Source organism: Thermodesulfatator atlanticus DSM 21156, from assembly GCF_000421585.1.
GTDB lineage: Bacteria > Desulfobacterota > Thermodesulfobacteria > Thermodesulfobacteriales > Thermodesulfatatoraceae > Thermodesulfatator > Thermodesulfatator atlanticus.
On the sequence record NZ_ATXH01000022.1, the window covers coordinates 1 to 22850 of the forward strand.

A 22850-nucleotide genomic window follows, 5' to 3' on the forward strand; every position below is an offset into this window, starting at 1 on the left:
AAATGCTCGCGTAAAAGCCCTCATAGCCCGCAAGCTCTGTCTTTCGATACCAATCGTGGGGTATGGAAGCAAAAAACGCGCGAAATACCTCCATCATCTCAGAAACTCTTCCTGCCTTGAGAACCCGTGCCATACGTATCTTGTTTGCTGTTTTCTTTGAAAGGTCCTCCAGAAAGTAATTCAAAAGGTGGTCAGAGAAGGCCTTTCTCACTTCGATATTTGGGAAGCGTAAGACGTAAACTGCCTCACCTGGCATGATTTCGTATCTTTTTTCTATGGTGAGATAACCCGTCTGAAAAAGAATCGTCTCGGGCTTAATCGTCTCTATTTCAAAGCTTTCTACGAGTTCTTCGCCAACTTCAAGGTGCTCAAGCTCAGGGATAAAAAACTTTCTTTCCGTAAGAAGCTTAATCAGAAAAGTAGGCGTGCCGGTTTCAAACCAGTAGGGCCTGAACTCTTTAGCATCCAGAAAGAGCAGAATATCGAAGGGGTTATAGACAGGCTCTCCCAGCCAGGAGTAGCCGTTGTACCAGCGGCGCACCTCGGAAAGATCAATTCCTTCCAATCGGTCGGCAAAGGTCGTTTCAAACTCTTTTTGGGTGTAGCCACAGATGGTGGCATAGCCAGGATGGAAGGTGATGTCTTTGAGGTTATTGAGCCCTGAGAAGATAGAGACTTTGGAGAACTTGGTAACGCCGGTTAGAAAGCAAAACTTGAGATAAGGGTCTGCGTCTTTGAGCACGGAGTAGAAGTTTTTTAGCTCTTCACGGATCTCTACGGCAAGCTCTGGTTTGTCAATATTGTCCAGGATGGGTTTGTCGTATTCGTCGATAAGCACAACTACTTTTTGGTTATATTTTTCATTAAGACGTAAAATGAGTTCATCGAAGCGGTCGGAAATGAGTGGTTTGGAGAGCTTTTCCTTATAGAAGTGGGCGTTCTTTTCAAGAATTGTCTCAATTTTTAATTGGAGCTCATCACGAGACCTAATCACCCCGGAACCAAAGGAAATATAGACCACGGGATACTTCTTGGACCAATCCCAGTTCTCTTCTAGAAAAAGCCCGCGGAAGAGCTCACGTTTTCCCAGAAAGGCCTGGCGTAGGGTATCGAGGAATAGGCTTTTTCCGAAACGCCTTGGGCGGGAGAGGAAAAAGTAGCCTCCTCCTTCGTCAACGAGCTTCTTCACAAAAGGAGTCTTATCAACGTAATAAAAGTGATCGGTGCGTATTTTTTCGAAGCTCTGAATGCCAACGGGGAGTTTCTTCATTATGTTTGATGCTCCTGGAAGATTTATGGCTCTTTATAAAGCCTAATAACTTTTTAGCTTAGTTTCTCCCCTATTTGTATGTTTTTTCCGAAGTCTTTAAAAAACACCATTTCTTAGGCTTCAAGGATCCGTACGATCTATAACGGCCTTTTTTCTTTTCATGTTTTAATCCTACCACAGATTCAATATACAAGTATCCGTTCCTATTTTTCATTTCGAAAATGGGAACGGATCTCCGAACATATATCAATGGAAACACATTTTATCCGACAAAGTATCTTGCGAGCGAAGCGAAGCAATCCCGTGGGATCACTTCGGCGTGCTATCGCACGCCTCGTGATGACGGTGTAGCTGGGTTCGCGCGGGCATACAAGTCGCCTTGCGATGACACTTTGTCGGATAAAATGTGCCCCAATAATAAAAAGCTAGCGAACATTATTTTTAGCTGCTAATAATTCCAAACATGAAGATAGCTATCTGTGGAAAAGGTGGTGTTGGCAAATCTAGCATTGCTACCCTTCTTTGTGAGGCCCTTTGTGAGAAGGGTTATCAGGTCCTTGCTATAGATGCTGATCCAAGCCCGCATCTGGCACGGTTATTAGGTTTTGAAGAAGCAGAAAAAATCACCCCTATCGCCGAAATGCGGGACTTATTACAACAGCGAGCCGAAAAAGACGGGCCTTTTTATTCCCTTAACCCCAAGGTCGATGATCTCCCCGAGAAATTCATGCTAAAACGTAACGGTTTAAAGCTTATGGTTCTTGGAGCGGTGCGCGAGGCAGGTGGTGGCTGTGCCTGCCCAGAGCAGACTGTTTTGCGCAGGCTCCTTTCGCTTCTTTTGTTACAAAGCAAAGAGGCCATAGTTATTGACCTTGAGGCCGGTGTTGAACCCTTTGGGCGTGCCACTATTTCTGCCATTGATGCCGTGCTCATAATAGTTCAGCCCTACCGGGGAAGCATAGAAACTGCCAGGCAAATCGCTAAAATGGCCAAAGATCTCGGCGTGAAAAACATTTTCTTTGTAGCAAACAATATCCTGGACAAAGAAGATCTTCTTTTTATAGAAAAGGAACTGGGAGTTTCGGTGCTTGAATGGTTCCCTCGGGATGAGGAACTTCTTCGTTTAGAGCGTTCTGGTAAACCGCTAATTGATGCCCAGGGTAAAGTGCGCCAAAAAGCCCTTTGCCTTGCAGAAAAACTTGAGACTGCTTTAACCCATGGAAAATCTTAAAGACGTTCAAAGTCTTCCGGATCATCGCCGTATAGAAATCGACAAAGTCGGCATAAAAGGCATTCGATACCCTATCTCGGTGCTTGATCGCAAAAAAGGCATCCAATACACCGTGGCGGAAATCAATATGTACGTTGACCTTCCGCATCATTTTAAAGGCACCCACATGAGCCGTTTTGTGGAGATCCTTAACGAATTCCGCCATGAGATACACATCAAAAAAATCATCTGTATTTTACAGGAAATGCGTAAGCGCCTGGCGGCAAAAGTAGCTCACCTTGAAATGGCTTTTCCTTTTTTCATAGAAAAAAAGGCCCCGGTGTCTCAGGCACAAGGACTTATGGAATACCAGTGCAAAATTTATGGTTCTTTAGGCGATGAGATGCGGGATCTTGTTCTAGAAGTGCATGTACCTATTATGACCCTTTGCCCCTGCTCCAAGGAAATCAGCTCTTTTGGGGCTCATAACCAGCGAGGCGTGGTCAAGGTTAAAGTGCGTTTCAAAAAATTTATCTGGATTGAAGAGTTGGTAGAAATCGTTGAAAAATGTGGGTCTTCTCCGGTTTACCCTCTGCTTAAACGAACAGACGAAAAGTTTGTGACCGAGTGGGCTTACGAGCATCCTATGTTTGTTGAGGATGTAGTAAGGGAGGTGTGCCGAAGGTTACTTGACCATCCTGAAATTACGTGGTTTACCGTGGAAGCGGAAAACTACGAATCCATACACGCTCACAATGCCTATGCCTTCATTGAGCGCCATAAATCTTAAGCAGTTTGTTGTTCTTCGACTTCCAGTTCCAGTTCAAAAAAGCTCTCACCACAATCGTAGCATTTAACGTCTAAGGTGTTGCCAATTAATGACACGTATATTTCATCACACCCACAGGAAGGGCAAGGACCTTCTATTTGTTCTTCTACAACGTTTTTGATATCGTCCTGCAACTCTTCAGGGATGTCGGGATCAAAGTATATTTTCACGGCTTCCTCCTTTGCTGTCCGCTTTGATGTTAGCATTACACCTTATATTGTAAAGCTTTACATTCCATTTTTTAAGGCCTGGAAGAGAAAAAAATAGAATTTTTTTGTTTTTGATAGAAAAAATAAGTTTGCAAAACTTTATTTACATAGCTTTTGGTTTCGTGGTAAGGAGGGATTCCCTGGTACTTTCTGACCTTGGCAGGCCCGGCATTATAAGCCGCCAAAGCAAGTCTTAGATCGCCGAATTCTTCCAGGAGGTCCTTGAGATATGCCGCGGCAGCCCACAGGTTTTCTTCTGGATCAAAAATATCCCTTACGCCATAATCTTTGGCGGTAGGTGGCATGAGCTGCATAAGCCCTTTGGCCCCTTTAGGGGAAATGGCATAGGGGTCGAAATTAGACTCTGCTTTGGCAACAGCTTTAAGAAGCTCGGGGTCTAAGCCAAAGTGAAAACCAACTTTCTCGAAGAGTTCTTTGTCCAGATGTTTTTTGTGGGGTGTTCTTTTTTCTTTTTGCCAGATTACATGGTTAGTGGGGATATTTGTCAGGCAGATGGTCCCGTTAGGAGCACGGTAGTAAAAAAGTTCTGCAAAGGCCAGAGCAGGAAAAATAAAGGCTAGCGTGAGGCAGAGGCTTGCGAGCCCTTTTGTCCTAAAAACTTCTGACGGCACTCTTCGCTGCAAAAATAATAAACTTTTCCTTGCCATATCGCGGTGTAGGCTGTTTTGCGCGGGCAATAAACCCCGCAAACAGGGTCTTTTACAAGCTTATCGGTTACTTCAGGAAGGGGGCTTGAAGGTTTTTCTTTAGGCCGGCTCTTGCGAAGGTCCCGCCAGATAGAGCGCAAAACCGCGTAAATAAACAAAATAAGAATAATGATCAGGATCAATCTAAGCATAAAGGCCCCAAACGCTTAATTGCCTTTTTTTCGGCTTCTGGGCAACTCTTTAAAAGAGCCCGATAAGTTCTTTTTAACATAGGATGTTTTTGATAGGGTTGCAATTCGTTAAGAGGCATTAACACAAAGGCTCGCTTAGCCAGGCCCGGATGCGGAATCTTTAAAACACCATCATCAATGACTTCATCTCCATAGGTCAAAATATCTAAATCAATGTTCCGGTCGGCCACAAAACCTTTTCTTATCCTTCCCAGAGATAGTTCGATTTGCCACAAAACAAAGAGAAGAGCCCAGGGAGAAAGAGATGTTTCTATCTCTGCCACCAGATTGAAAAATTCATGCGCAGAAGAAAACCCCACCGGAGGGGTGAGATAAATGTTAGACCAGCGTTTAAGAGTGATACCAGGATAAGATTTAAGGGCCCAAAGGGCCCTCTTGCAGAAGAAATATCTATCCCCCAGGTTTGAGCCCAGGGCGATAAGGGCCTTTTTTAGAACTTGAGGGCACTTATCCGTTTAATGGCCTCCTCAAGGCGCTTTTCGTCAACGGTTAAGGCTACGCGGAAAAATCCCTCGCCAGGTTCTCCAAAGCCGTTTCCAGGGGTAACCACGATACCGGCTTCTTTAAGAAGTTTGGCGGCGAAGTCTTGAGAAGTATAACCTTGAGGTACTTTTGCCCAAACATAAAAAGTGGCCTTTGGGGGTTCCACTTCAAAGCCAAGTTCTTTAAGGCCTGCGACTAAAACATCACGACGCCCCTTAAAGACCTTGCGAAATTCTGCTACACAGTTTTGGTCCCCAGAAAGGGCGGCGATTCCTGCTTCCTGTACTGCCTGAAAGGCTCCAGAATCAACGTTGTTTTTAACTTTGGTAAGACCAGCGATAAGTTTTTCGTTCCCAACGGCAAAGGCAATACGCCAGCCAGTCATACAATATGTTTTTGAGAGGCTGTGAAACTCAATGGCAACTTCCTTAGCTCCCTTCACCTCTAGAATGCTAGGGGGTGTGTAATCATCGTAAAAAAGTTCGGTGTAAGCCGCATCATGGGCGATAATAATGTTATTTTTTTGGCCGAATTCGATTACTTTTTCAAAAAAGGCCTTATCTGCCACCGCAGCCGTGGGATTATTAGGATAGTTGAGCCAGAGTATCTTGGCTCGCTTAAGAACATCTTCGGGAATGCTCTCAAGGTCTGGGAGAAAATTATTTTCTGGAAGAAGCGGAAGATAATATGTTTCGCCACCGGCAAAAAGTGTTCCGATATGATAAACCGGATACGCGGGGGTGGGCACAAGCACTACGTCTCCCGGATTTACAAAGGCCAGCGGAAAGTGCGCGATACCCTCTTTTGAGCCGATAAGCGTGACTACTTCTTTTTGAGGATCAACTTCCACCCCAAAGCGGTTTTTGAACCAATTAGCCGCAGCTTCCCTAAAAGCAAGCATCCCCGCACTTGAGGGATAATGATGATTCTCAGGCTTTTTTACCGCTTCAATCGCTGCCTGAACAATATGAGACGGGGTAGGGAGGTCTGGATCCCCCACCCCTAAGTCGATAACGTCAACACCTTTGGCCTTGACCTCGGCCTTCATGCGGTCAAGCTCAACAAAGAGATAAGGCGGAAGTTTGGCCAATCTTTCAGAGAAAGAAAACATAAGGCCTCCTATCTTTCGCGTTTTCCTTCGATAAACTCGATAACCATTTGTCTGGCAATGTCATCAGGGAATTGCTTAGGAGGATGTTTCATCGTGTAAGCTGAGATAGAAAGAAGAGGACCGGAAATGCCGCGGTCTTTAGCAAGCTTGGCACAACGAATAGCGTCCATGGCTGAGCCTGCAGAGTTCGGAGAGTCTTCAACGCTTAGTTTTAGCTCAATGTACATGGGCACGCCGCCAAAAAGTTCTCCCTCAAGGCGAATATAGGCAATCTTGTTGTCTTTCAACCAGGGAATCCAGTCAGAAGGGCCAATGTGGATATTGTCCGAACCAATGTCATACGGGAGAAGAGAGGTTACCGCTTCGGTTTTAGAAATTTTCTTGGTATTTAGCCTTTCCCGGGCAAGCATATTGAGAAAGTCGGTGTTGCCTCCAAAGTTAACCTGGTAAGAGCGTTTAACCGGTACGCCCCTGTCCACCATAAGTTTGGTCAGGACGCGGTGGACGATAGTTGCGCCTACCTGGCTCTTGATATCGTCGCCTACCGCAGGGATCCCTGCTTCTTCAAATCGTTTGCCCCATTCATCAGAAACGATAAAAGTGGGCATGGCGTTGACAAAGGCAACGCCTGCTTTAAGGCAGGCTTCAGCGTAAAACCTGGCAGCCTGTTCAGAGCCAACGGGGACATAGTTTATCAAGACATCCGCCCCGGTTTCTTTTAAGACTGCTACCACATCATCAAGCTCGTCTTCTTTTTCCTGAGAGAGTACGAATGATTTTTCCGGGGGATATTCTTTCATGTGAGGTGCGCATCCATCAAGGACTTTACCCTTGCGCACCTTTACCCCCATTTTGGGCACATCACGGTAAAAAATCGTGGTGCAATTGGGAGGGGCAAAAATGGCTTCGGATACGTCTTTTCCGACTTTGCGTTCGTCTATATCCCAGGCAGCTACAACTTCGATGTCCCAGGGGGCGTAGCCGCCAATATCAGGAAACATTACGCCTTGAGTGGTATCAAGTCCCTTTTCTTTGTAATAATAAATCCCTTGGATAAGTGAGCTGGCACAGTTTCCGACTCCTGCTACTGCCAGCTTGACTTTTTTCTCTGACATTTCCGTCCCCCCTCGAAATTTTTACAAAACTGTTACAGCCCAAAATTAGAGCGCATTACGTCCCTAATCAAGGGTTTCTTTAATCCTTTTTCTATCAAAGCGCTACGAATTTTTTTCGAAACTTCCTAAAACAGCTTCGCGGACCCTTGGAGGCAAAAGTTTTGCCCCCACCTCCACGATGCTTTTTATGAGCTCAACGATATCTTCTTCGCCGTCCCAGTTGTCCCTAAGAACCTGTTCGTCTGTGTGGTATAAGAGACGCAGCAAAGCAAGCCCTACGAGATACAAATCATCTACCATGCCGAAAAATGGGATCATGTCCGGTATAAAATCCATAGGATTCATGAGATAGACAACCGCAGCGGCAAGGATGGTTTTATCCTTCGCAGGAACACGTGGGTCTTTCAGTAGCTTTAAAAGTAATTTTAAAAGCCTTGGTACCAATTTTACGTAGCGTTTGGCCTTTGTTTTGGCCTGTATCAGATTCAAAACGGCCCTCCATAATTGGATTAGTACCGCACATTATAAATAGGCTAAAAGATGTTATAATCAAAGAAAAACCTCTGCAACCAAATTTGTAACAGAAATGAAGAAATTTGCCAGGAAAAAGACCAGAACAATTTGGGTGGGTGAGGTGCCTATTGGCGGCGGTCGTCCCGTTGTGGTGCAGTCTATGACTAATACTGATACCCGCAATGTTAAGGCGACTTTGGCCCAGATAAAACGCCTGGAAGAAGTTGGTTGCGAAATTATTCGGGTAGCTGTGCCTGATGAAGAAGCTGCCAAGGCCATTAGCAAAATAAAGCCCCAAATAAATATCCCTCTCATTGCAGACATCCATTTTGATTGGCGCCTTGCTATCGCGGCCCTGCGCGCAGGGGCAGATGGTTTGCGCATAAATCCCGGAAATATCAAAGGCCTTGATAACGTAAGGAAGGTCATAGAAGCCGCCAAAGAAACCGGGGCCTGTGTGCGCGTAGGTGTTAACGCCGGCTCCCTTGAAAAGGATCTATTACGCAAATACGGAGGGCCAAAGCCCCATGCCTTGGTGGAAAGCGCCTTGCGCCATCTTGATTTTATCGTGGGAGACCTTGGCTTTGAAAACCTAAAAGTCTCGCTTAAGTCTTCTGATGTCTGGACCACGATAGAGGCTTATCGCCTTTTTGCGGAAAAAAGTGATTTCCCGTTGCATTTAGGGGTAACCGAAGCAGGGGGGCTTATCCCCGGGACCGTAAAAAGCGCTTTTGCCCTTGGCCTTTTACTCTCAGAAGGCATAGGGGATACTATCAGAGTTTCCCTGACCAGAGATCCTGAAGAAGAGATTCACGTGGCCTATGAAATTTTGCGGGCGGTGGGCCTGCGTAACCGTGGGGCAGAGATTATTTCTTGCCCCACCTGTGGGCGTTGCGAAATTGACCTCTTCTCCATTGCCGAAGAAGTAGAAAAATATGCCCGCAAGATAAAGGCTCCCATAAAACTTGCCGTAATGGGATGTGTGGTAAATGGCCCAGGGGAGGCCCGCGAAGCAGATATTGGCCTTGCTGGCGGAAAAGGCGTGGGGCTTATCTTTCGCAAAGGGCAAATTATTAAAAAAGTAAGAGAAGAAGAAATCCTTCCGGCCTTTTTTGCTGAAGTAGAAGAGTTGCTCAAAGAGACTTCTTAAGTTTAAGAGCAAACTGGTAAGCTTCCTTTTTTGAGATTCCAAAATCTTCGGCCAGGCGAGAAGAAGCTTCCTTTATGCTAAGTCCCTCTTCAAGCAAGGTTTTTAAAACCCTTTCGATTTCTTTTGCGCTTTTTTGTTTTTCTAATAAGGCCCCTTCAAAGATTAAAGTAAATTCCCCTCGGGGTTTATTTTCTTTGTACTTGGCCAAGAGCGAGGGAATGTCTGTCCAGAAATATTCTTCGAATTTTTTGGTCATTTCTCTGGCCATAAAGACTTTTCTCGGGCCAAGGATTTCAAGGGCGTCTTTAAGTGTTGCCAGCAGGCGATGGGGGGATTCATAGCAAAGAATCGGCCGTGTTTCGTTTTTTATCTCGTTTAAAATTTTTTGCCTGTCCCCTTTTTTGTTTGGCAAAAAACCGAGAAAAAGAAAGCCTGCCTTAAGCTCAAGGCCACTTACACTTAAAGCGCAGGCAATCGCCGAAGGCCCTGGGATAGGACGCACAGGAAGATCATTTTCATGGGCAAGTTTTACAAGGTGGGACCCTGGGTCAGAGATTCCCGGGGTTCCCGCTTCACTTACCAGGGCGATGCTTTTGCCTTCAAGGAGTTTTGCTATAAGTTTTGAGGCTTTTTCTCTTTCGTTGTGTTCGTGATAAGCCCAAAGGGTCGGGCCTTTTATGTCGTATGCGTTTAAGAGTTTTAAGGTAGTGCGCGTATCTTCTGAAGCGATGATATCAACGGTGCGCAATATGTCTAAGGCCCTTAGGGTTATGTCGCTCAGGTTCCCTAGGGGGGTGGCCACCACGTAAAGGGTGCCTGGTTCAGCTTTTTGTGGCGCGCCAGACATGGATTATGCGTTGTAAAGCGGTGAGATTGGCAAAAAACGCAATGAAAATAAGCACTGGCAAGAACCATTCAAGCAAAAGCCCTGCGGTTAAAATGGCCAGGCGTTCGAACCTGGTAAGGAGCCCTACTTTACATTCTATGCCAAGGGCCTCAGCGCGCGCTCGGGTATAGCTTACCATGAGCGAGCCACACAGTGCCAAAAAGGCGGCCAGGCCCAAAAGCATGTGGCCGATTTGAAAGGCATAAAAGATAAAGCCGCCAAAGATAGCTATTTCCGCATAGCGATCAAGGGTGGAGTCAAAAAATGCCCCAAAGGTTGATTTTTTGCCTGACCTGCGGGCCAAAAGACCGTCAATAGCGTCAAGGGGGCCAAAAATAAGGAGTAATAATCCTGCCAGGCGAAAGTAGCCAAGCCCAAGGGCAATGCCCGTGGCCACGCAACCCAGAAAACCGGCCAAAGAAACGGCGTTGGGAGGTATTTTTAAGCGGGCCAAAAAGTCCGCTATGGGAATTAAAAAAGGCTTGCTTAACTCACGCACACGGTCTGTGAGTGTATATGACGACATACAGTGCTCCTTGCTTTTTGGCTATAATAACCTTGAAAAAAATTCTAGGCCAATATTTTTGATGAAACCTTTGCAATTTTGCAAAGTCAGTGTTGTAAGCTAACTACATGGGACTTAAGAAAAAGAGACCTTTGCAAAACATCTTTTCTTAAGGCCCATTCAAGGATCCGTTCCTGTTTTCCGTTCCGAAAAATGGGAACGGATCCCTTGCGGTTGTGCTTGCAATACTGACCTCGACAATTTTGCAGAGGTCTCTTGATGTTTATTTTGTGTTTTTGCTAAGGGAGCTGAACACTTTTTTGAGAAGCGCAGTGGTGCGTGCGGCAGGGTCCTGACGGATGCGTTTTTCCTCTTCGGCCAAAAGCTTGAAAAGCCCTTCTAGGCTTTTTTGGGTAACATAGTGATCAAGTTCTAGGTCTGTGTTTTTGAGATAAGTGCTTACCAGGCTATCAGAAATAATCTCCTGATATTTTCTGGTAACGCCCACTTTATCTAAGTTTTCTTTCACAATTGGTTGAAATTTCACATAAAGATCATCCCATGTTTTTTGGCGAAAATACTCAGTCACCGCATGATCTCCGCCATAAAGAAGGTTTTTGACATCTTTTAACGTAAGGTCTTTAACGGCTTTTAGGAACACAGGAAAAGCTTCCTTCGCCGCCCTTTCCGCTGCGTGATTCATGCTTGCTTCAAAAGCTTCTACCTGGCTTCTTAGGCCATATTTGCGCAAAAAATTTGCAACTCGTGCAAGCTTAGGAGGCAAGGGGATACGGATATCGGGATTGTTGAGGAAACCACCTTCCTGACTCGCTTTGGAAACTGCCCTTTTTAAAGCTAGGGTTAACGCCTCTTGTAGGCCTTTTCTTACTTCAGAATCTGAAAGTTTGTTTTGTGTTTTTTGAGAAGGGGTTTCCAATAATTTTTGGAAACTTTCCCAAAAACTAGCGTAAGAATATTCCCCTGCAAGCAAAAATATTAAAAGGATTAAAGTAAATTTCTTCATGTTTTTTTCTTTTCAGTTTGAAAAAATAAGACAGGACCTTTGCAAAACATCTTTTCTTTAGGCCCATTCAAGGATCCGTTCCTGTTTTTCGTTCCGAAAAATGGGAACGGATCCCTTGCGGCTGTGCTTGCAATACTGATCAATTTTGCAAAGGTCTCAAATTAATAATTAACATAAATTAATTGTTTTTGTGTGACAAAGGTTTAAAATTCGTCTTATGAAAGATTTTTTACTTGAGATGCTTGCCATTGGTATTTTCGTGGGGATTTTGTGGCTCTATCTCGAATGGCGGGCTCGCAAAAGATGACTTTTCACCTCCTTTAAAGGGCTGTATCTTTTCATTCCATGTCTAAAGAGTTCCCCAAAAAAGGGAAAATACTGCTGAGACTTCCCAACTGGATTGGCGATGCGGTAATGGCCTCGCCGGTGCTGGCCACCCTTTCCCATTATTTTGATGGAATTGCCCTTATAGGCCGTCCCCATGTGCTTGGGCTTTTTGCCGCGTGTCCAAAGCTTGAAAAAGCCTACCCCCTTTTGCCTGGCAATAAGCGCCTTTTTTCTTTGGCCAAAGAGCTAAAAGGTCGCTACGAAGCCGGGATTTTGCTTCCAAATTCCCTTTCTTCGGCCCTTCTTTTCTTTTTGGCCGGGCTAAAGGCAAGAGCAGGATACAATACCGATGCCAGGCGGCTTTTTTTGACCCATGCCGTTAAAAAGCCAGAAAACCCTATACATCAGCGGGATTATTATCTGCATCTCATTGAAAAGCTTGGCTTTGAGATAAAAGAGCGAGATTATCGGCTTTTTTTGCCAGAAAAGGCCAAAGAAAGGGCCAGGCTTTTTCTTTCAAACCTGCCCAGGCCCTGGGTGGGGCTTGCGCCAGGGGCGGCCTTTGGCCCGGCCAAAAAATGGCCTGTTTCCCGCTACCGGGCCCTTGCTTTTCATCTTAGGCGCCTTGGCTTTTCGGTGCTGGTTTTGGGAAGCAAGGAAGAAGCCCCTGCTGGGGAAGAAATCACTAAAGATTTGCCCCGGAGCCGAAATCTTTGTGGCCTTTTAGATTTGGCCACCTCTTCTGCGGTTATTTCTCTGCTTGATCTTTTTGTCAGTAACGACTCCGGGCTTATGCACGTGGCTGCGGCGCTTAAAGTCCCTCAGGTAGCCATTTTTGGTTCCACAAGCCCTGAGGCCAGCGGGCCCATTAATCCCAAGGCGCGGGTGGTCTCTGCCAACGTTTCTTGTAGCCCCTGTTTTTCCCGTACCTGTAAACGCGGTTACGAGTGTTTCGAAAAAATTCAAGTCTCCCAGGTGCTTCAGGCCTGCCAAGAGGTAGTTTCATGAGACCTGCGGTGTTTTTGGATAGAGACGGCACTATCAACGAAGAGGTAAATTATCTTTCTTCGCCAGAAGAGTTTAAGCTCATCCCCGGGGCAGGAGAAGCGATCCGTTTGTTTAACCAGGCTGGTTTTGCCGTGGTAGTGATTACTAACCAGAGCGGCCTGGCCAGGGGGTATTTTACTGAAGAGACGTTGCAAAAGATTCACCAGAAAATGTGTAAAGACTTGGCTGCGCATGGGGCCAGGATAGACGCCATTTATTATTGCCCCCATCATCCCGATGACCATTGCTCCTGTCGTAAACCAAAGACAGGGCTTGTGGAAAGGGCTGCCAAGGAGCTCGGGCTTGATCTTAAAAAATCTTACGTGATCGGAGACCGGTATCTTGACCTTTTGCTTGCACGAAACATTGGGGCCAAAGGGGTCTTGGTCTTAACAGGCTATGGCCGGGAAGAGCTAGAAAAAAAGCTCCCTGAGATAGGCCTTGAGCCTGATATCATTGCCCGTGATCTTCTGGACGCTGCCAAACGTATTTTGCAATCATGAAGGTACTTATTATCAAACTTTCATCCCTGGGAGATGTTATTCATTCTTTGCCTGTGCTTTCGGTGCTAAAAGGTGCCGGGGCAGAGGTGGATTGGGTTGTTGAAGAAGAAAACGAAGCCCTCCTGCGCGGACATCCTTATCTTTCAAGGCTTATTGTCTGGCCGCGTAAGCGTCTATTAAAAAGGCTAAAGGCCAGGGATTTTGCGGCTATTCGTGAAACTTACTCCCTTGTGAGAGAAATCCGGGCTAAAACCTATGACGTGGTAATTGATTTGCAGGGTTTACTTAAAAGCGGGGTGGTGGCCGGCTTAAGTCGGGCACGCTACAAAATCGGTTTTGCCAATCATCGTGAGGCAAGCACTTTTTTTTACAACGTAAAACTCGCCCCCTATAGCCCGGATGAACATGCCGTGCGCCGGTATCTGTCTACTTTGAATATTTTGGGCCTTGAGACCAACCACATTGACTTTGTCTTTCCCCCTTTTCCGCCTTTTAAGGGGCTTGCGCAAAAATTTGCCCTTCCCGAAAAGTTTGCGGTTTTGATCCCTTGCACGCGCTGGCAAACAAAACACTGGACCATATCCGGCTGGCAGGAGCTTTCCCTTTTGCTCACGCAAAAGGGCCTCGCTCCGGTGTTTGTAGGGAGTGCGGCGGATAAGTCCTATGTGGCAAAGATTCTGGCCAAAGGAGAGGGCCTTTCCCTTTGTGGCAAGACCTCTCTTCTTGAGTTGGCAAGCATTATCTCTCAGGCCACCCTGGTAGTCTCGGTAGATACCGGTCCCATGCATCTTGCAGCGGCGCTGAACAAGCCGGTGGTGGCCCTTTTTGGGCCCACGGCCCCCTGGCGCACAGGGCCTTTGGGTGAAAGGCACAGGGTGATACAAAAGAAGCTGCCCTGTGTGCCCTGCTTTCAAAGAACCTGTGACACAACCCGCTGTATGCAAGAAATAGCGGCAGAAGAGATAATCGAAGCGCTAGACTCAATGGCCCTGTTTGGGTAGCAGAATTTTTAAAATGCCGTCTTCAAAAAGGGCCTCTGCGCCCTGGGCGCTTACGGGAAAAGGCAACCGAATTAAGCGTTCAAAAGGGCCATATTCACCTTCTAGTTGATAGATACGAGAGCCCCTTAAGGGAAGATAACGGTAACCTTTCACGTATAAAAAACGGCCATCCAGGCGAATTTCAAGGCTATCTCTTTTAGCTCCCGGACAGGTAACCATAACAATTAAGGCATTGGGGTTTTCAAAAATATCAACAGGCGGAATCCAGGATTCTTGCAAGGGTAAACACCTAAAATGGCAGAATATCGCTTCGGCGATGTAGGCGTGCATTTGACGTCTTAAACGTTCAAGACCTTCACTCCAAAGGATTTGGATTACCGCCATTTTTGGTTCCTCCGCTTAAAATATTCCTCTTTGGGGTTTGCACACAGCTTCATAATTGAAACCGTCATAGCTAAAAACTCCCGCGCTGGGAGCAATAAGCCCGTAATGATCGTCTGTTGATAGAAAGTAAAGTCCTGTTAAACCTTTGACAAGCCCTAGCTTGTCAAGTTCCCTAAGCCAGTGTCTATATCCGCCTTTTTTTACCGCATGGGTTAAAAAGATAAGGGCATCGGCATAGGAGGCAAAAGAAGCTCTGTACGGTATTCCAAAGGCTGAGTGAAAGGTTAGCCATAAGTTCAAGATGTTTTTATCCCCGGGGAATTTGTCAGGGGTGAGAAACGCCGCTCCCACAAAGGGAAAGGCGTAGAGATTTTGATTTTCACGCAGAAATGGTTCGTCTGCTACAAAATGAGGAAAATAAATAGGAATTTTGTATCCTTGCCGGAAAACATTGCGGGCTACATTAGCGCAAGACCTGGGTGGCGCCCAGCACACTACAGCTTCACAGTCAAGCATTTGTTCCAGGTGGTAGCTAACGTCGGTATCAGAGACCCCAAAATAGCGTTTTTTGGTAATTTTAATGGCGTGTTCCGTGGCGTAGGCGGTAAGCCATTTTTCTCCCTCTTGACCAATAGGGTCTTTGGTAAGAAGAAGACCTATGCGGTGAATGCCTTGTTTTTGTAAACAATGATAAAGTACTTTGACTGCGGCACGGGTAGAAATACCGGTACGAAAAACGGGCCCTAATGGGTTGCGTAAAAATTTTATGGGATTTATTTCCCCTGCGGTGATGATCACCGGAATATTTAGAGATTTGGCCTCTTTGACCAAAGGCCCTGCACAGGATCCCGTAAACGGACCAATAAGAACATCAATGCGCTTAAAAAAGGCGTTTTCTACGACTTTTTTAATGCGATAAGGGTTTCCCTGGGAATCAAAAAAGAAAAGTTCAAAGTAAACGCCTTTTTTAGCGAAATACCTGCTCAGGTCCGTAATCCAGAGTTGCAATTCTTGCCCAGCCTGGGCGTCTTTTCCTGAAAGGGGAAGAACCACGCCTACTTTTAGCGCAGCCCAGGTGCTCTGGGCCAAAAAAAGGACAAAAAAAATGAGAAAAGCTGTTTTTCTTATCAAGCTATTTTTTATCAAGCTTAGCTAAGTATTTTCGGGCTATTCTTGCTTGTTCGGTGCGGGGATACTGGCGGACCAATTTTTTGAAGACAATGGCGGCAGCTTCGGTATCCCCTAGGCGTAGAAAAGAAAGTCCCTGCTTAAGCAGCGCTGCTGGCACCTTCGGGCTTTTAGGAAATTCATCAATGACTTTTTGGTACTGAAGAATGGCCTCTTCGTAAAGTTTGCGCTGGTAAAGGCATTCCCCGATCCAGAAAAGGGCGTTGGGAGCCCTTTTGCCTTTGGGGTAGCGGCGTAAATATTCTTCGAAAACAGCTTGGGCGTCTTCGTATTGGCGCTTGCGGAAAAGATCAAGGCCTTTTTTGTAAAGGTCATCTGGAGTCGTTTTAGGAGTAGTTGCTGTTTTTTTCTTTTGTTTTTTAGGAGTTATTTGTTGTTCGATTTTTTGCAGGCGATTTAAAACCTCGTTTTGAAACTCTTGAAAAAGCTCTTGATCTTGTTCGCGGAGATATGAAAGCTGCTCAAGTTGGCCGCTCATGCGCAGTTGTTCAGCCTGGAGTTTTTCGAACTCCTGGGCAAGTTCTGCCTGACGCGCTGCAAGCCTTTCCTGGTGGGCCTGGGTTTGTTTTTCCATCTTCTTTTGCCAGGCCTTCCATTCTTGGGAAAGCCGAGCGACTTCTTTTTCAAGGGCCGAAAGGCGGTTTTCAAAGGAGTCCAGGCGGGTGTTAAGGGTGTAAATGTCTGCGTTTAAGGTTTCTATGTCCTGTTGTTGGGCAACACAACCACCTAACAAAAAAGTCAGGCTTATCAAAAATATTGCTTTTTTAATAGAAAACATATCTTTTACTTAGCTTTGTCTTTGTTATCCGTCAAGTGAAGCGCCGCATAAAGTGAGCTAATTTTAGTTTCTTGAAGTTTTTGTAACTCTTCGGCGATTTCCTGGAGAATGCGCTTTGGGTTTTCAGGATCAAGTAAAGTAGCTGTGCCTACCTGTACAGCCTTGGCTCCACAGGCAATGTATTCAAGGGCGTCCTTGCCTGACACAATGCCACCACAGCCAATTATAGGGGCTTTGAATTGCCTGTAGAGATCATAAACAAGTTTCAGGGTAAGGGGCTTTATGGCTGGGCCGGAAAGCCCTCCACTTCCGCGAGCAAGAGCAGGCTTTCTGTGCAAAAGGTCAACAGCAAGGGCAGGGTAGGTATTGGCCACGGTCAAAGCGTGAGCCCCTGCGTTCAATGCTGCTTCTGCTACTTTGAAAACAGGCCCCACCGGTGGGAGTTTGACTACGAGAAAGCCTTTGTAAAAAAGGCGTAGCTCACTAACCAGGTTTTTAACGGCTTCAGGATCGTGCCCAAAAGAAAGCCCCCCTTTAGCCACGTTAGGGCATGATACGTTTAGTTCAAATCCTGCTACGGGCTCATGCTTTAGTTCTTCTGCTACCTTGAGGAACTCTTCGATATTTTCCCCAAAGATATTTACCAGTATCGGAGTTTGCCAGGAAAGCATCTCTGGGAGGATGTATTTTTTAAAGGCTTTTACACCGGGGTTTTCAAGGCCAATGGCGTTAATCAGGCCACAGGGGGTCTCTGCCAGCCTTGGCGGGGGGTTCCCTTCGCGGGGCTCAAAAGAAATGCCTTTGGAGACCAGGCCGCCCAGAGAGCCTAAGTTGATATAGTTTTTTAGTTTTTCTCCAAACCCCCAGGTGCCTGAAGCAAGTAGCACCGGGTTTTTTAGCATTAAAGGCCCGATTTGAACAGAAAGGTCCATAGCTTCTTTTTAACAACAGCAAGCCCTCACCACAAGGGCCGGTCAAAAAACCGGTACTGCAGGGCCTCAAGCAAATGATGGCTGGCAATATTTGCTACGCCTTCAAGGTCTGCGATAGTGCGGGCGATTTTTAAAACGCGATGATAGGCCCGGGCTGAGAGATTGAGTCTCTCAGAGGCCTTCTCAAGAAGGCTTTGGTCTTTGGCGCTTAGCGGGCAAAATTTTCTGATTTCACTTGCTCCCATGTGGGCGTTTAGTTTCCCCGGGGTGCCAAAGCGTTTTTCCTGAATTTTGCGTGCGGAGAGCACCCTCTGGCGCACCGTGGACGAATTTTCGCCTTTTTTCGCCTGAGAGAGTTCTTTTATCTCTACGGCAGGGATTTCAAGCTGGAGATCAATGCGGTCTAGAAGAGGGCCTGAGATTTTTTGCCGGTAGCGGCGAACCTCCTGCGGGGTGCACTGGCAGGCTTTGCGTTTGTCTCCGTAATAACCGCAACGACAGGGATTCATAGCGGAAAGCAAGATAAACTTGGCCGGATAAGTTAGCGAGGCGTTTGAGCGCGAAACCGTAATAACCCCTTCTTCAAGGGGTTGTCTCAGGGCTTCAAGGGCGTTTCTACGAAATTCAGGAAGCTCATCCAGGAATAGCACCCCGTTGTGGGCCAGGGAAATTTCCCCTGGACCTGGCGGGTTACCACCACCTATTAGACCGGCATCTGAGACGGTGTGATGCGGCGCGCGAAAGGGCCTTTGCCAGAGGATGGGCTGTTCTTCAGTAAGGAGTCCGGCTACGCTGTAAATCCTTGTGGTTTCAAGAGCCTCTTCGTAGGAAAGCCCGGGTAAAATGCTTGGGAGTCGCTTTGCAAGCATGCTTTTTCCTGCGCCTGGCGGCCCTACAAAAAGCACGTTATGGCCTCCGGCTGCGGCTATCTCAAGAGCCCTTTTGCCCTGCTCCTGGCCTATAATGTCCGCAAGATCAAGGAGCTTTTCGTCTTTTTGCGGAAGCATTTCTTCTACCGCGGGAGGTTCTTCCTGACCCAGGATAAAGGCTGCAGCCTGACCCAGGTTTTTAGCGGGAAAAATACTAAGCCCTTTGACCAGGGCTGCTTCACGGGCGTTTTCTAGCGGGCAAAGAAGTGTAAGCCCCATTTCTCTGGCAAGAAGGGCTACGGGAAGGGCTCCCCTTACTTTCTTAAGGGTGCCTTCAAGGGACAGTTCGCCAAGATAAAGAAACTTTCCTGCGGCTTCCTGGGGAAGACGTCTCATGGAAACCAACAGAGCTATGGCAATGGGGAGATCAAAACCACTTCCTTCTTTTTTAAGGTCAGCAGGGGCAAGGTTTACCGTGATTTTTTGGTCAGGGAAATCAAACCCTGAGTTTTTAAAGGCTGCGCGCAGGCGCTCTTTGCTTTCTTTCACCGCGCCCTGGGGAAGCCCTACCAGGGAAAAACCTGGTAGCCCGTAAGAGATGTCAACTTCTACTTCAACGGGCTTGGCGTCTATTCCCCAAAGGGAAGCAGCATAAGTTTTGGCAAGCAAAGGGACTCCTTTTTTCTGCTTTATTTCGGACTTTTCATCTAAAGACTTGATTCGATATGGGGACAGGCGAAAAATTGCCTTCTCGTAAGTGGCAAAAGTTTGTTATATTGAGATGACGTGAGAGGCATTTCGCGAACTCTTATCTATTTTTTGTTTTTGGTAGTAATTCTTTACTTTATCTCCTTGCGGGCCCAGCGGTCCCAAACAGTTGAATTGGCTAGATTTCCCATCGCTCCTTTAAACGGCATTGCTGGTGAGGCCATTTTTAAAAAACGAGGTGATGGCTCCCAGGTGCTTGTTATCAGGCTTAAAGACGCTCCCCCTGAAAAGACTATCGTGATCCTGTTTGATAAAGAAGGAATAGGACGAGAACTGGGCCGCTTCTCTGGGGCCACTTTTGTTTATAGCTTGCCGACCAACCTATCTTTTGAAAAACTTAAAAAAATCCAATTGCGTTCGGCAATTTCAGGGCGTATTTTGGCAGAGGTCAATTTGACTAGTCCCAAAGGAGCAAAAAATGGCGCGCAAACACAAACTGCACACTAAGTTCATCTTTGTTACAGGTGGTGTTTTGTCCTCCCTTGGCAAAGGCCTTGCTGCGGCTGCCATTGGAACCCTTCTTGAGGCCCGTGGCCTTACCGTGACCCTTCAGAAACTTGACCCTTACATCAACGTTGATCCCGGCACCATGAACCCCTTTCAGCATGGCGAGGTTTACGTAACCGACGATGGCACGGAAACAGACCTGGATCTCGGCCACTATGAGCGCTTTACTTCGGCCAAGATGGGGCAGAAAAACAACTTCACCTCAGGAAAAATCTATTATTCGGTCATAATGAAAGAACGCCGAGGGGATTATCTCGGGGGTACGGTTCAAATTATCCCCCATATCACCGATGAAATAAAGGCCTCTATTCTTCAGCTTGCAGGAAGCGATGTTGATATCGCCATTATCGAAATTGGCGGTACGGTGGGAGACATTGAAGGACTGCCTTTTCTTGAGGCCATCAGGCAGTTGCGTTATGACCTTGGCCGGGAAAACACCCTTTACATCCACCTTACTTATGTTCCCTACATAAAAACCGCTGGCGAACTGAAAACCAAGCCCACACAACACAGTGTTAAAGAATTGCGCGCCATAGGTATCCAGCCTGATATCTTGCTTTGTCGCACCGAGCGCTTTTTGCCCCCTGAGGTCAAGAAAAAGATCGCGCTTTTTTGTAACGTGGATGAAGACGCGGTTATCACGGCCAAAGACGTAGAGTGTATCTATGAGATTCCTCTTATTTTCCACAAAGAAAAGCTTGACGAAAAAATAATCGAACTTCTCAATATCTGGACCCGTGAGCCGCGCTTAACAGCCTGGGAAGAGCTGGTCTGGCGCCTTAAAAACCCAAAGCACGAGGTTACCATCGCAGTGGTGGGTAAATATGTTCATCTCAAAGACTCCTATAAGTCCTTACATGAAGCCCTGGTCCATGGGGGGATTCCTTCGCGCACCAAAGTAAATATCCGCTATATCGATTCAGAAGAAATTACCCAAGAAAACATAGCAGAGCTTCTCAACGGAGTGCATGCTGTTTTGGTCCCAGGAGGTTTTGGCTCACGTGGAATCGAAGGAAAAATTCTTGCTATTAAGCACGCAAGAGAAAATAAGCTTCCGTATTTCGGTATTTGTCTAGGTATGCAGCTTTCGGTAATTGAGTTTGCAAGACACGTGGCCGGGCTTGCCCAGGCGGATTCCACAGAATTCAACCCCGAGACTCCTCATCCTGTCATTTACCTTATGCGTGAGTGGTTTAATTATCGCACGCAGCGGGTGGAAGTGCGCGATGAAACCACCGAAAAAGGCGGGACCATGCGTCTTGGGGCCTATCCCTGCCGCTTGATAGACGGAACCATTGCCAAAGAAGCCTATCAAAAAGACGAAATCTTTGAACGCCATCGCCATCGTTACGAATTTAACAACGAGTATCGTGATATTTTAACGGAAAAAGGCCTGGTAATTAGCGGGGTCTCGCCGGATAATGAGCTGGTTGAAATAATTGAGTTGCCAAGAGAACTTCACCCTTGGTTTCTGGGGTGCCAGTTTCATCCGGAGTTTAAGTCAAAGCCTATGGATCCGCATCCTTTGTTCGTTTCCTTTGTGAATGCGGCTCTTAAAAAATCTGGCCAAGCAAATGAATCCTAGGGAAGATTTGACCTGGGACGAAGCCAGAACAATTCTTGCCACAAGGATTAAAGAGCTTGCTTTGCCTTTTGATTTAGACAAATTTTGGGCACCTTTAAAAATTTATCTTTCTGCTTTTCAAGCCCAGGCAGCTTCTTTAAAACTCACTGCTGCCAAAACTCGACGCGACTTGATAGAAGGCCCTGTGCTTGATGCCCTTTTTTTGGCAGGCCATTTACCCGAGAAGGCTATATGTGCTGATCTTGGCACCGGGGCAGGATTTCCTGGGTTTATCGTAAAAATTGCACGCCCTGACCTTACGGTTTACCTGGTGGAAGCCTATGCTCCGCGGGTGGCCTTTATGCGCGAGCTTATCCAGAAACTTGGGCTTGAAAAAGCCTATGCCCTTAAATGTCACCTTGGGTTTGAATCTTTTAGCCTCAAAGTCCCGGTGGCCATAGGGCGTGGCTACGGAAGTGTGGCCAAATTTGTGACACACGCAGCGCATTTGTGCCAGGCAAAAGAGGCCTATTATCTCTGGCGCAAAGACGTGGAACCCTGGCCAACCAACGACTTACCCCTTCGTTTGGTGCGAAGGCTGCCTTTCCCAGGAAAGCCCCTTGAGCTTCTTTTTTGGCAAGCTTAGCTATTGCCTTGGGTAGCACAAAACCCCATATTAAAACAAAAGCCTTATAGGAGGGGGCCATGGCGGTAATATTCCGTTCAGAAAAACACATCAAGACCTTTCATAATCCTCTTAACAATTTTATGCCCGAGCCTCAGGAGGTAGAGGTAAGGTTTGATCCCTTGCTTGATCATTTTGCAGTGTTTAACCCTGCCCTTGAAGATAAAGCCCGTCTCTTTTTTGGGGCCCAGGATTGGGAGTTAGTAAAAAAGCTTGCCGAAGCGAGCAAAGAAAATTGTTTTATGTGCCCGCCTAAGGTGCGGGAGATAACTCCCAAGTATCCTGAAGATTTTTTAGAAGAAGGCCGGCTTGTCAAAGGAGAGTGCACCCTTTTTCCGAATCTTTTCCCTACCGCCCCAAGACACGCTGTTATTGCCGTGGGTGAGGCCCATTTTCGCAAAATAGACGAATTTTCACCTGAGATTTTGGCAGATGGGCTTTCGCTTGGCATAGAATTTTTGCGCCTTATCGCAGAAAAAGACCCTGGGCTTAATTTTGGGCTCCTTTGTGCTAATTACCTGCTTCCCGCAGGAGCAAGCTTGGTGCATCCTCATTTTCAGGCAGTGGCAAATAAAGAAGCCTTTCCCAGGCAAAACGAGCTTCTTAAAAAAAGCCAGGCGTATTTTTTGCGCCACGGTAAGAATTTTTGGGAAGAACTGTGCGCCACGGAAAAAGAAGAAGGAAAACGATTTATCGGGCAGTACGGCCGGGTAGTTTTCATTACCAGTTTTGCCCCTTTAGGGGGCAATGAAGTCCTTGCCGTTATCGAAGGAGCTCGCGGCCTTTTTGAGATTACCACCGAAGACATCTGGGATCTTGCCCGTGGGGTTAGTGCTGTTTTGAAAGGATATAACGCCCTTGGCTATGGAACTTTCAATTTTACCCTGTTTTTGCCTGCACTTTTGGAGAATCCGCCTTATTTTTACGCCCACATGCGTTTGATTACCCGACAAAATTTATATGAAAATTACCGCACTGATGATTATTTCTTGCAAAGGCAACTGGGGGCGGAACTAATTATCACACCGCCTGAACAAGTGGCCCAGGCAATAAAGAAATTTTTCTAGGAGGAG

Annotated in this window: 26 protein-coding genes; 10 read left to right on the top strand and 16 right to left on the bottom strand. The window is 46.5% G+C overall.

Annotated elements, in window-relative coordinates; translation table 11 throughout:
- On the bottom strand, nucleotides 1-1270 hold a 1270-nt coding region (locus H528_RS0108865), incomplete at its 3' end, for an ATP-binding protein (protein WP_022853965.1).
- 463 nt (nucleotides 1271-1733) lie between these two features.
- Here H528_RS0108865 and H528_RS0108870 point away from each other — a divergent pair.
- Together H528_RS0108870 and folE2 are read left to right on the top strand one after the other, a co-directional pair.
- Complete coding sequence (locus H528_RS0108870; RefSeq protein ID WP_022853966.1) at nucleotides 1734-2501, top strand: ATP-binding protein; 768 nt, start codon at nucleotides 1734-1736, stop codon at nucleotides 2499-2501.
- Nucleotides 2488-3270, top strand: coding sequence for a GTP cyclohydrolase FolE2 (gene folE2, locus H528_RS0108875; protein WP_022853967.1), 783 nt, complete (start codon nucleotides 2488-2490; stop codon nucleotides 3268-3270). The genes H528_RS0108870 and folE2 overlap by 14 nt, the downstream gene beginning before the upstream one ends.
- Here the strand turns inward: folE2 and H528_RS0108880 are convergent.
- The 7 genes from H528_RS0108880 to H528_RS13325 all read right to left on the bottom strand — a co-directional run bounded on the left by H528_RS0108880 (nucleotide 3267) and on the right by H528_RS13325 (nucleotide 7635).
- Nucleotides 3267-3479, bottom strand: coding sequence for a hypothetical protein (locus H528_RS0108880; protein WP_022853968.1), 213 nt, complete (start codon nucleotides 3477-3479; stop codon nucleotides 3267-3269). The genes folE2 and H528_RS0108880 overlap by 4 nt on opposite strands.
- 71 nt (nucleotides 3480-3550) lie before the next feature.
- Nucleotides 3551-4150, bottom strand: a complete 600-nt coding sequence (locus H528_RS0108885) for a lytic transglycosylase domain-containing protein (protein ID WP_022853969.1) — start codon at nucleotides 4148-4150, stop codon at nucleotides 3551-3553.
- Entirely contained in the window at nucleotides 4096-4377 is a 282-nt protein-coding gene (locus H528_RS13320; protein WP_022853970.1) for a YHS domain-containing protein, read from the bottom strand. Before H528_RS13320 ends, H528_RS0108885 begins: the two co-directional genes overlap by 55 nt.
- Nucleotides 4365-4856: a 2-amino-4-hydroxy-6-hydroxymethyldihydropteridine diphosphokinase gene (gene folK, locus H528_RS0108895; RefSeq protein ID WP_028845880.1), complete on the bottom strand. Its 492-nt coding sequence runs from the start codon at nucleotides 4854-4856 to the stop codon at nucleotides 4365-4367. Before folK ends, H528_RS13320 begins: the two co-directional genes overlap by 13 nt.
- An 11-nt stretch (nucleotides 4857-4867) precedes the next feature.
- Nucleotides 4868-6031, bottom strand: a complete 1164-nt coding sequence (locus H528_RS0108900) for an LL-diaminopimelate aminotransferase (RefSeq protein WP_022853972.1) — start codon at nucleotides 6029-6031, stop codon at nucleotides 4868-4870.
- An 8-nt stretch (nucleotides 6032-6039) separates the two neighbouring features.
- Nucleotides 6040-7146 (bottom strand): inositol-3-phosphate synthase, encoded by a 1107-nt coding sequence (locus H528_RS0108905; protein ID WP_022853973.1) that lies wholly within the window; start codon nucleotides 7144-7146, stop codon nucleotides 6040-6042.
- A gap of 102 nt (nucleotides 7147-7248) precedes the next feature.
- Nucleotides 7249-7635, bottom strand: a complete 387-nt coding sequence (locus H528_RS13325; protein ID WP_022853974.1) for a YkvA family protein — start codon at nucleotides 7633-7635, stop codon at nucleotides 7249-7251.
- Nucleotides 7636-7732: 97 nt separating this feature from the next.
- On the opposite strand from H528_RS13325, the gene ispG reads away from it, so the two are divergent.
- Nucleotides 7733-8809, top strand: a complete 1077-nt coding sequence (gene ispG, locus H528_RS0108915) for a flavodoxin-dependent (E)-4-hydroxy-3-methylbut-2-enyl-diphosphate synthase (RefSeq protein WP_022853975.1) — start codon at nucleotides 7733-7735, stop codon at nucleotides 8807-8809.
- Here the strand turns inward: ispG and rsmI are convergent.
- The 3 genes from rsmI to H528_RS0108930 form a co-directional block, all read right to left on the bottom strand.
- The gene (rsmI, locus tag H528_RS0108920; protein ID WP_022853976.1) at nucleotides 8793-9656 is read right to left on the bottom strand and encodes a 16S rRNA (cytidine(1402)-2'-O)-methyltransferase; all 864 of its coding nucleotides are present in this window, start codon (nucleotides 9654-9656) and stop codon (nucleotides 8793-8795) included. The genes ispG and rsmI overlap by 17 nt on opposite strands.
- A complete protein-coding gene (locus H528_RS0108925) occupies nucleotides 9631-10221 on the bottom strand; it encodes a CDP-alcohol phosphatidyltransferase family protein (protein WP_022853977.1) in 591 nt (196 codons plus the stop codon). The genes rsmI and H528_RS0108925 overlap by 26 nt, the downstream gene beginning before the upstream one ends.
- Before the next feature lie 262 nt (nucleotides 10222-10483).
- The gene (locus tag H528_RS0108930) at nucleotides 10484-11224 is read right to left on the bottom strand and encodes a DUF4197 domain-containing protein (protein ID WP_022853978.1); all 741 of its coding nucleotides are present in this window, start codon (nucleotides 11222-11224) and stop codon (nucleotides 10484-10486) included.
- A gap of 345 nt (nucleotides 11225-11569) precedes the next feature.
- On the opposite strand from H528_RS0108930, the gene waaF reads away from it, so the two are divergent.
- From waaF to waaC, 3 genes are read left to right on the top strand one after another with little or no spacing between them, the layout of a single operon-like run.
- Nucleotides 11570-12559 (top strand): lipopolysaccharide heptosyltransferase II, encoded by a 990-nt coding sequence (gene waaF, locus H528_RS14125; RefSeq protein WP_022853980.1) that lies wholly within the window; start codon nucleotides 11570-11572, stop codon nucleotides 12557-12559.
- Complete coding sequence (gene gmhB, locus H528_RS0108945; protein WP_022853981.1) at nucleotides 12556-13101, top strand: D-glycero-beta-D-manno-heptose 1,7-bisphosphate 7-phosphatase; 546 nt, start codon at nucleotides 12556-12558, stop codon at nucleotides 13099-13101. Before waaF ends, gmhB begins: the two co-directional genes overlap by 4 nt.
- Nucleotides 13098-14102, top strand: coding sequence for a lipopolysaccharide heptosyltransferase I (gene waaC, locus H528_RS0108950; protein WP_022853982.1), 1005 nt, complete (start codon nucleotides 13098-13100; stop codon nucleotides 14100-14102). Before gmhB ends, waaC begins: the two co-directional genes overlap by 4 nt.
- On the opposite strand, the gene H528_RS0108955 is transcribed toward waaC, so the two are convergent.
- From H528_RS0108955 to H528_RS0108975, 5 genes are read right to left on the bottom strand one after another with little or no spacing between them, the layout of a single operon-like run.
- A complete protein-coding gene (locus H528_RS0108955; protein ID WP_022853983.1) occupies nucleotides 14082-14486 on the bottom strand; it encodes an Hsp20/alpha crystallin family protein in 405 nt (134 codons plus the stop codon). The genes waaC and H528_RS0108955 overlap by 21 nt on opposite strands.
- Before the next feature lie 15 nt (nucleotides 14487-14501).
- A complete protein-coding gene (locus H528_RS0108960; protein ID WP_169352791.1) occupies nucleotides 14502-15617 on the bottom strand; it encodes an ABC transporter substrate-binding protein in 1116 nt (371 codons plus the stop codon).
- 1 nt (nucleotide 15618) lies between these two features.
- Nucleotides 15619-16452, bottom strand: coding sequence for a tol-pal system protein YbgF (gene ybgF / locus H528_RS14130; RefSeq protein ID WP_022853985.1), 834 nt, complete (start codon nucleotides 16450-16452; stop codon nucleotides 15619-15621).
- Nucleotides 16453-16457: 5 nt separating this feature from the next.
- Nucleotides 16458-17384, bottom strand: a complete 927-nt coding sequence (locus H528_RS0108970; protein ID WP_022853986.1) for a dihydroorotate dehydrogenase — start codon at nucleotides 17382-17384, stop codon at nucleotides 16458-16460.
- 26 nt (nucleotides 17385-17410) lie between these two features.
- Nucleotides 17411-18922, bottom strand: coding sequence for a YifB family Mg chelatase-like AAA ATPase (locus H528_RS0108975; RefSeq protein WP_022853987.1), 1512 nt, complete (start codon nucleotides 18920-18922; stop codon nucleotides 17411-17413).
- Nucleotides 18923-19039: 117 nt separating this feature from the next.
- Here H528_RS0108975 and H528_RS0108980 point away from each other — a divergent pair, with 117 nt between their 5' ends.
- From H528_RS0108980 to H528_RS0108995, 4 genes are read left to right on the top strand one after another with little or no spacing between them, the layout of a single operon-like run.
- Nucleotides 19040-19468: a hypothetical protein gene (locus H528_RS0108980; RefSeq protein ID WP_028845881.1), complete on the top strand. Its 429-nt coding sequence runs from the start codon at nucleotides 19040-19042 to the stop codon at nucleotides 19466-19468.
- Nucleotides 19440-21113 carry a CTP synthase gene (locus H528_RS0108985; RefSeq protein WP_022853989.1) on the top strand — a complete coding sequence of 558 codons (1674 nt, stop codon included), beginning with the start codon at nucleotides 19440-19442 and terminating at the stop codon, nucleotides 21111-21113. The genes H528_RS0108980 and H528_RS0108985 overlap by 29 nt, the downstream gene beginning before the upstream one ends.
- Nucleotides 21103-21738 (top strand): RsmG family class I SAM-dependent methyltransferase, encoded by a 636-nt coding sequence (locus H528_RS0108990; RefSeq protein WP_022853990.1) that lies wholly within the window; start codon nucleotides 21103-21105, stop codon nucleotides 21736-21738. The genes H528_RS0108985 and H528_RS0108990 overlap by 11 nt, the downstream gene beginning before the upstream one ends.
- A gap of 59 nt (nucleotides 21739-21797) precedes the next feature.
- Nucleotides 21798-22844 (top strand): hypothetical protein, encoded by a 1047-nt coding sequence (locus H528_RS0108995; RefSeq protein WP_022853991.1) that lies wholly within the window; start codon nucleotides 21798-21800, stop codon nucleotides 22842-22844.
- Nucleotides 22845-22850: the final 6 nt, after the last annotated feature.

Excerpts from the sequence above, each read along its gene's own strand:
- H528_RS0108870 (WP_022853966.1), top strand. The coding sequence starts at position 1,734 with ATGAAGATAGCTATCTGTGGAAAAGGTGGTGTTGGCAAATCTAGCATT.
- folE2 (WP_022853967.1), top strand. The coding sequence starts at position 2,488 with ATGGAAAATCTTAAAGACGTTCAAAGTCTTCCGGATCATCGCCGTATA.
- H528_RS13320 (WP_022853970.1), bottom strand. The coding sequence starts at position 4,377 with ATGCTTAGATTGATCCTGATCATTATTCTTATTTTGTTTATTTACGCG.
- H528_RS0108900 (WP_022853972.1), bottom strand. The coding sequence starts at position 6,031 with ATGTTTTCTTTCTCTGAAAGATTGGCCAAACTTCCGCCTTATCTCTTT.
- H528_RS0108905 (WP_022853973.1), bottom strand. The coding sequence starts at position 7,146 with ATGTCAGAGAAAAAAGTCAAGCTGGCAGTAGCAGGAGTCGGAAACTGT.
- ispG (WP_022853975.1), top strand. The coding sequence starts at position 7,733 with ATGAAGAAATTTGCCAGGAAAAAGACCAGAACAATTTGGGTGGGTGAG.
- rsmI (WP_022853976.1), bottom strand. The coding sequence starts at position 9,656 with ATGTCTGGCGCGCCACAAAAAGCTGAACCAGGCACCCTTTACGTGGTG.
- H528_RS0108925 (WP_022853977.1), bottom strand. The coding sequence starts at position 10,221 with ATGTCGTCATATACACTCACAGACCGTGTGCGTGAGTTAAGCAAGCCT.
- H528_RS0108930 (WP_022853978.1), bottom strand. The coding sequence starts at position 11,224 with ATGAAGAAATTTACTTTAATCCTTTTAATATTTTTGCTTGCAGGGGAA.
- waaF (WP_022853980.1), top strand. The coding sequence starts at position 11,570 with ATGTCTAAAGAGTTCCCCAAAAAAGGGAAAATACTGCTGAGACTTCCC.
- gmhB (WP_022853981.1), top strand. The coding sequence starts at position 12,556 with ATGAGACCTGCGGTGTTTTTGGATAGAGACGGCACTATCAACGAAGAG.
- waaC (WP_022853982.1), top strand. The coding sequence starts at position 13,098 with ATGAAGGTACTTATTATCAAACTTTCATCCCTGGGAGATGTTATTCAT.
- H528_RS0108955 (WP_022853983.1), bottom strand. The coding sequence starts at position 14,486 with ATGGCGGTAATCCAAATCCTTTGGAGTGAAGGTCTTGAACGTTTAAGA.
- ybgF (WP_022853985.1), bottom strand. The coding sequence starts at position 16,452 with ATGTTTTCTATTAAAAAAGCAATATTTTTGATAAGCCTGACTTTTTTG.
- H528_RS0108970 (WP_022853986.1), bottom strand. The coding sequence starts at position 17,384 with ATGGACCTTTCTGTTCAAATCGGGCCTTTAATGCTAAAAAACCCGGTG.
- H528_RS0108985 (WP_022853989.1), top strand. The coding sequence starts at position 19,440 with ATGGCGCGCAAACACAAACTGCACACTAAGTTCATCTTTGTTACAGGT.
- H528_RS0108990 (WP_022853990.1), top strand. The coding sequence starts at position 21,103 with ATGAATCCTAGGGAAGATTTGACCTGGGACGAAGCCAGAACAATTCTT.
- H528_RS0108995 (WP_022853991.1), top strand. The coding sequence starts at position 21,798 with ATGGCGGTAATATTCCGTTCAGAAAAACACATCAAGACCTTTCATAAT.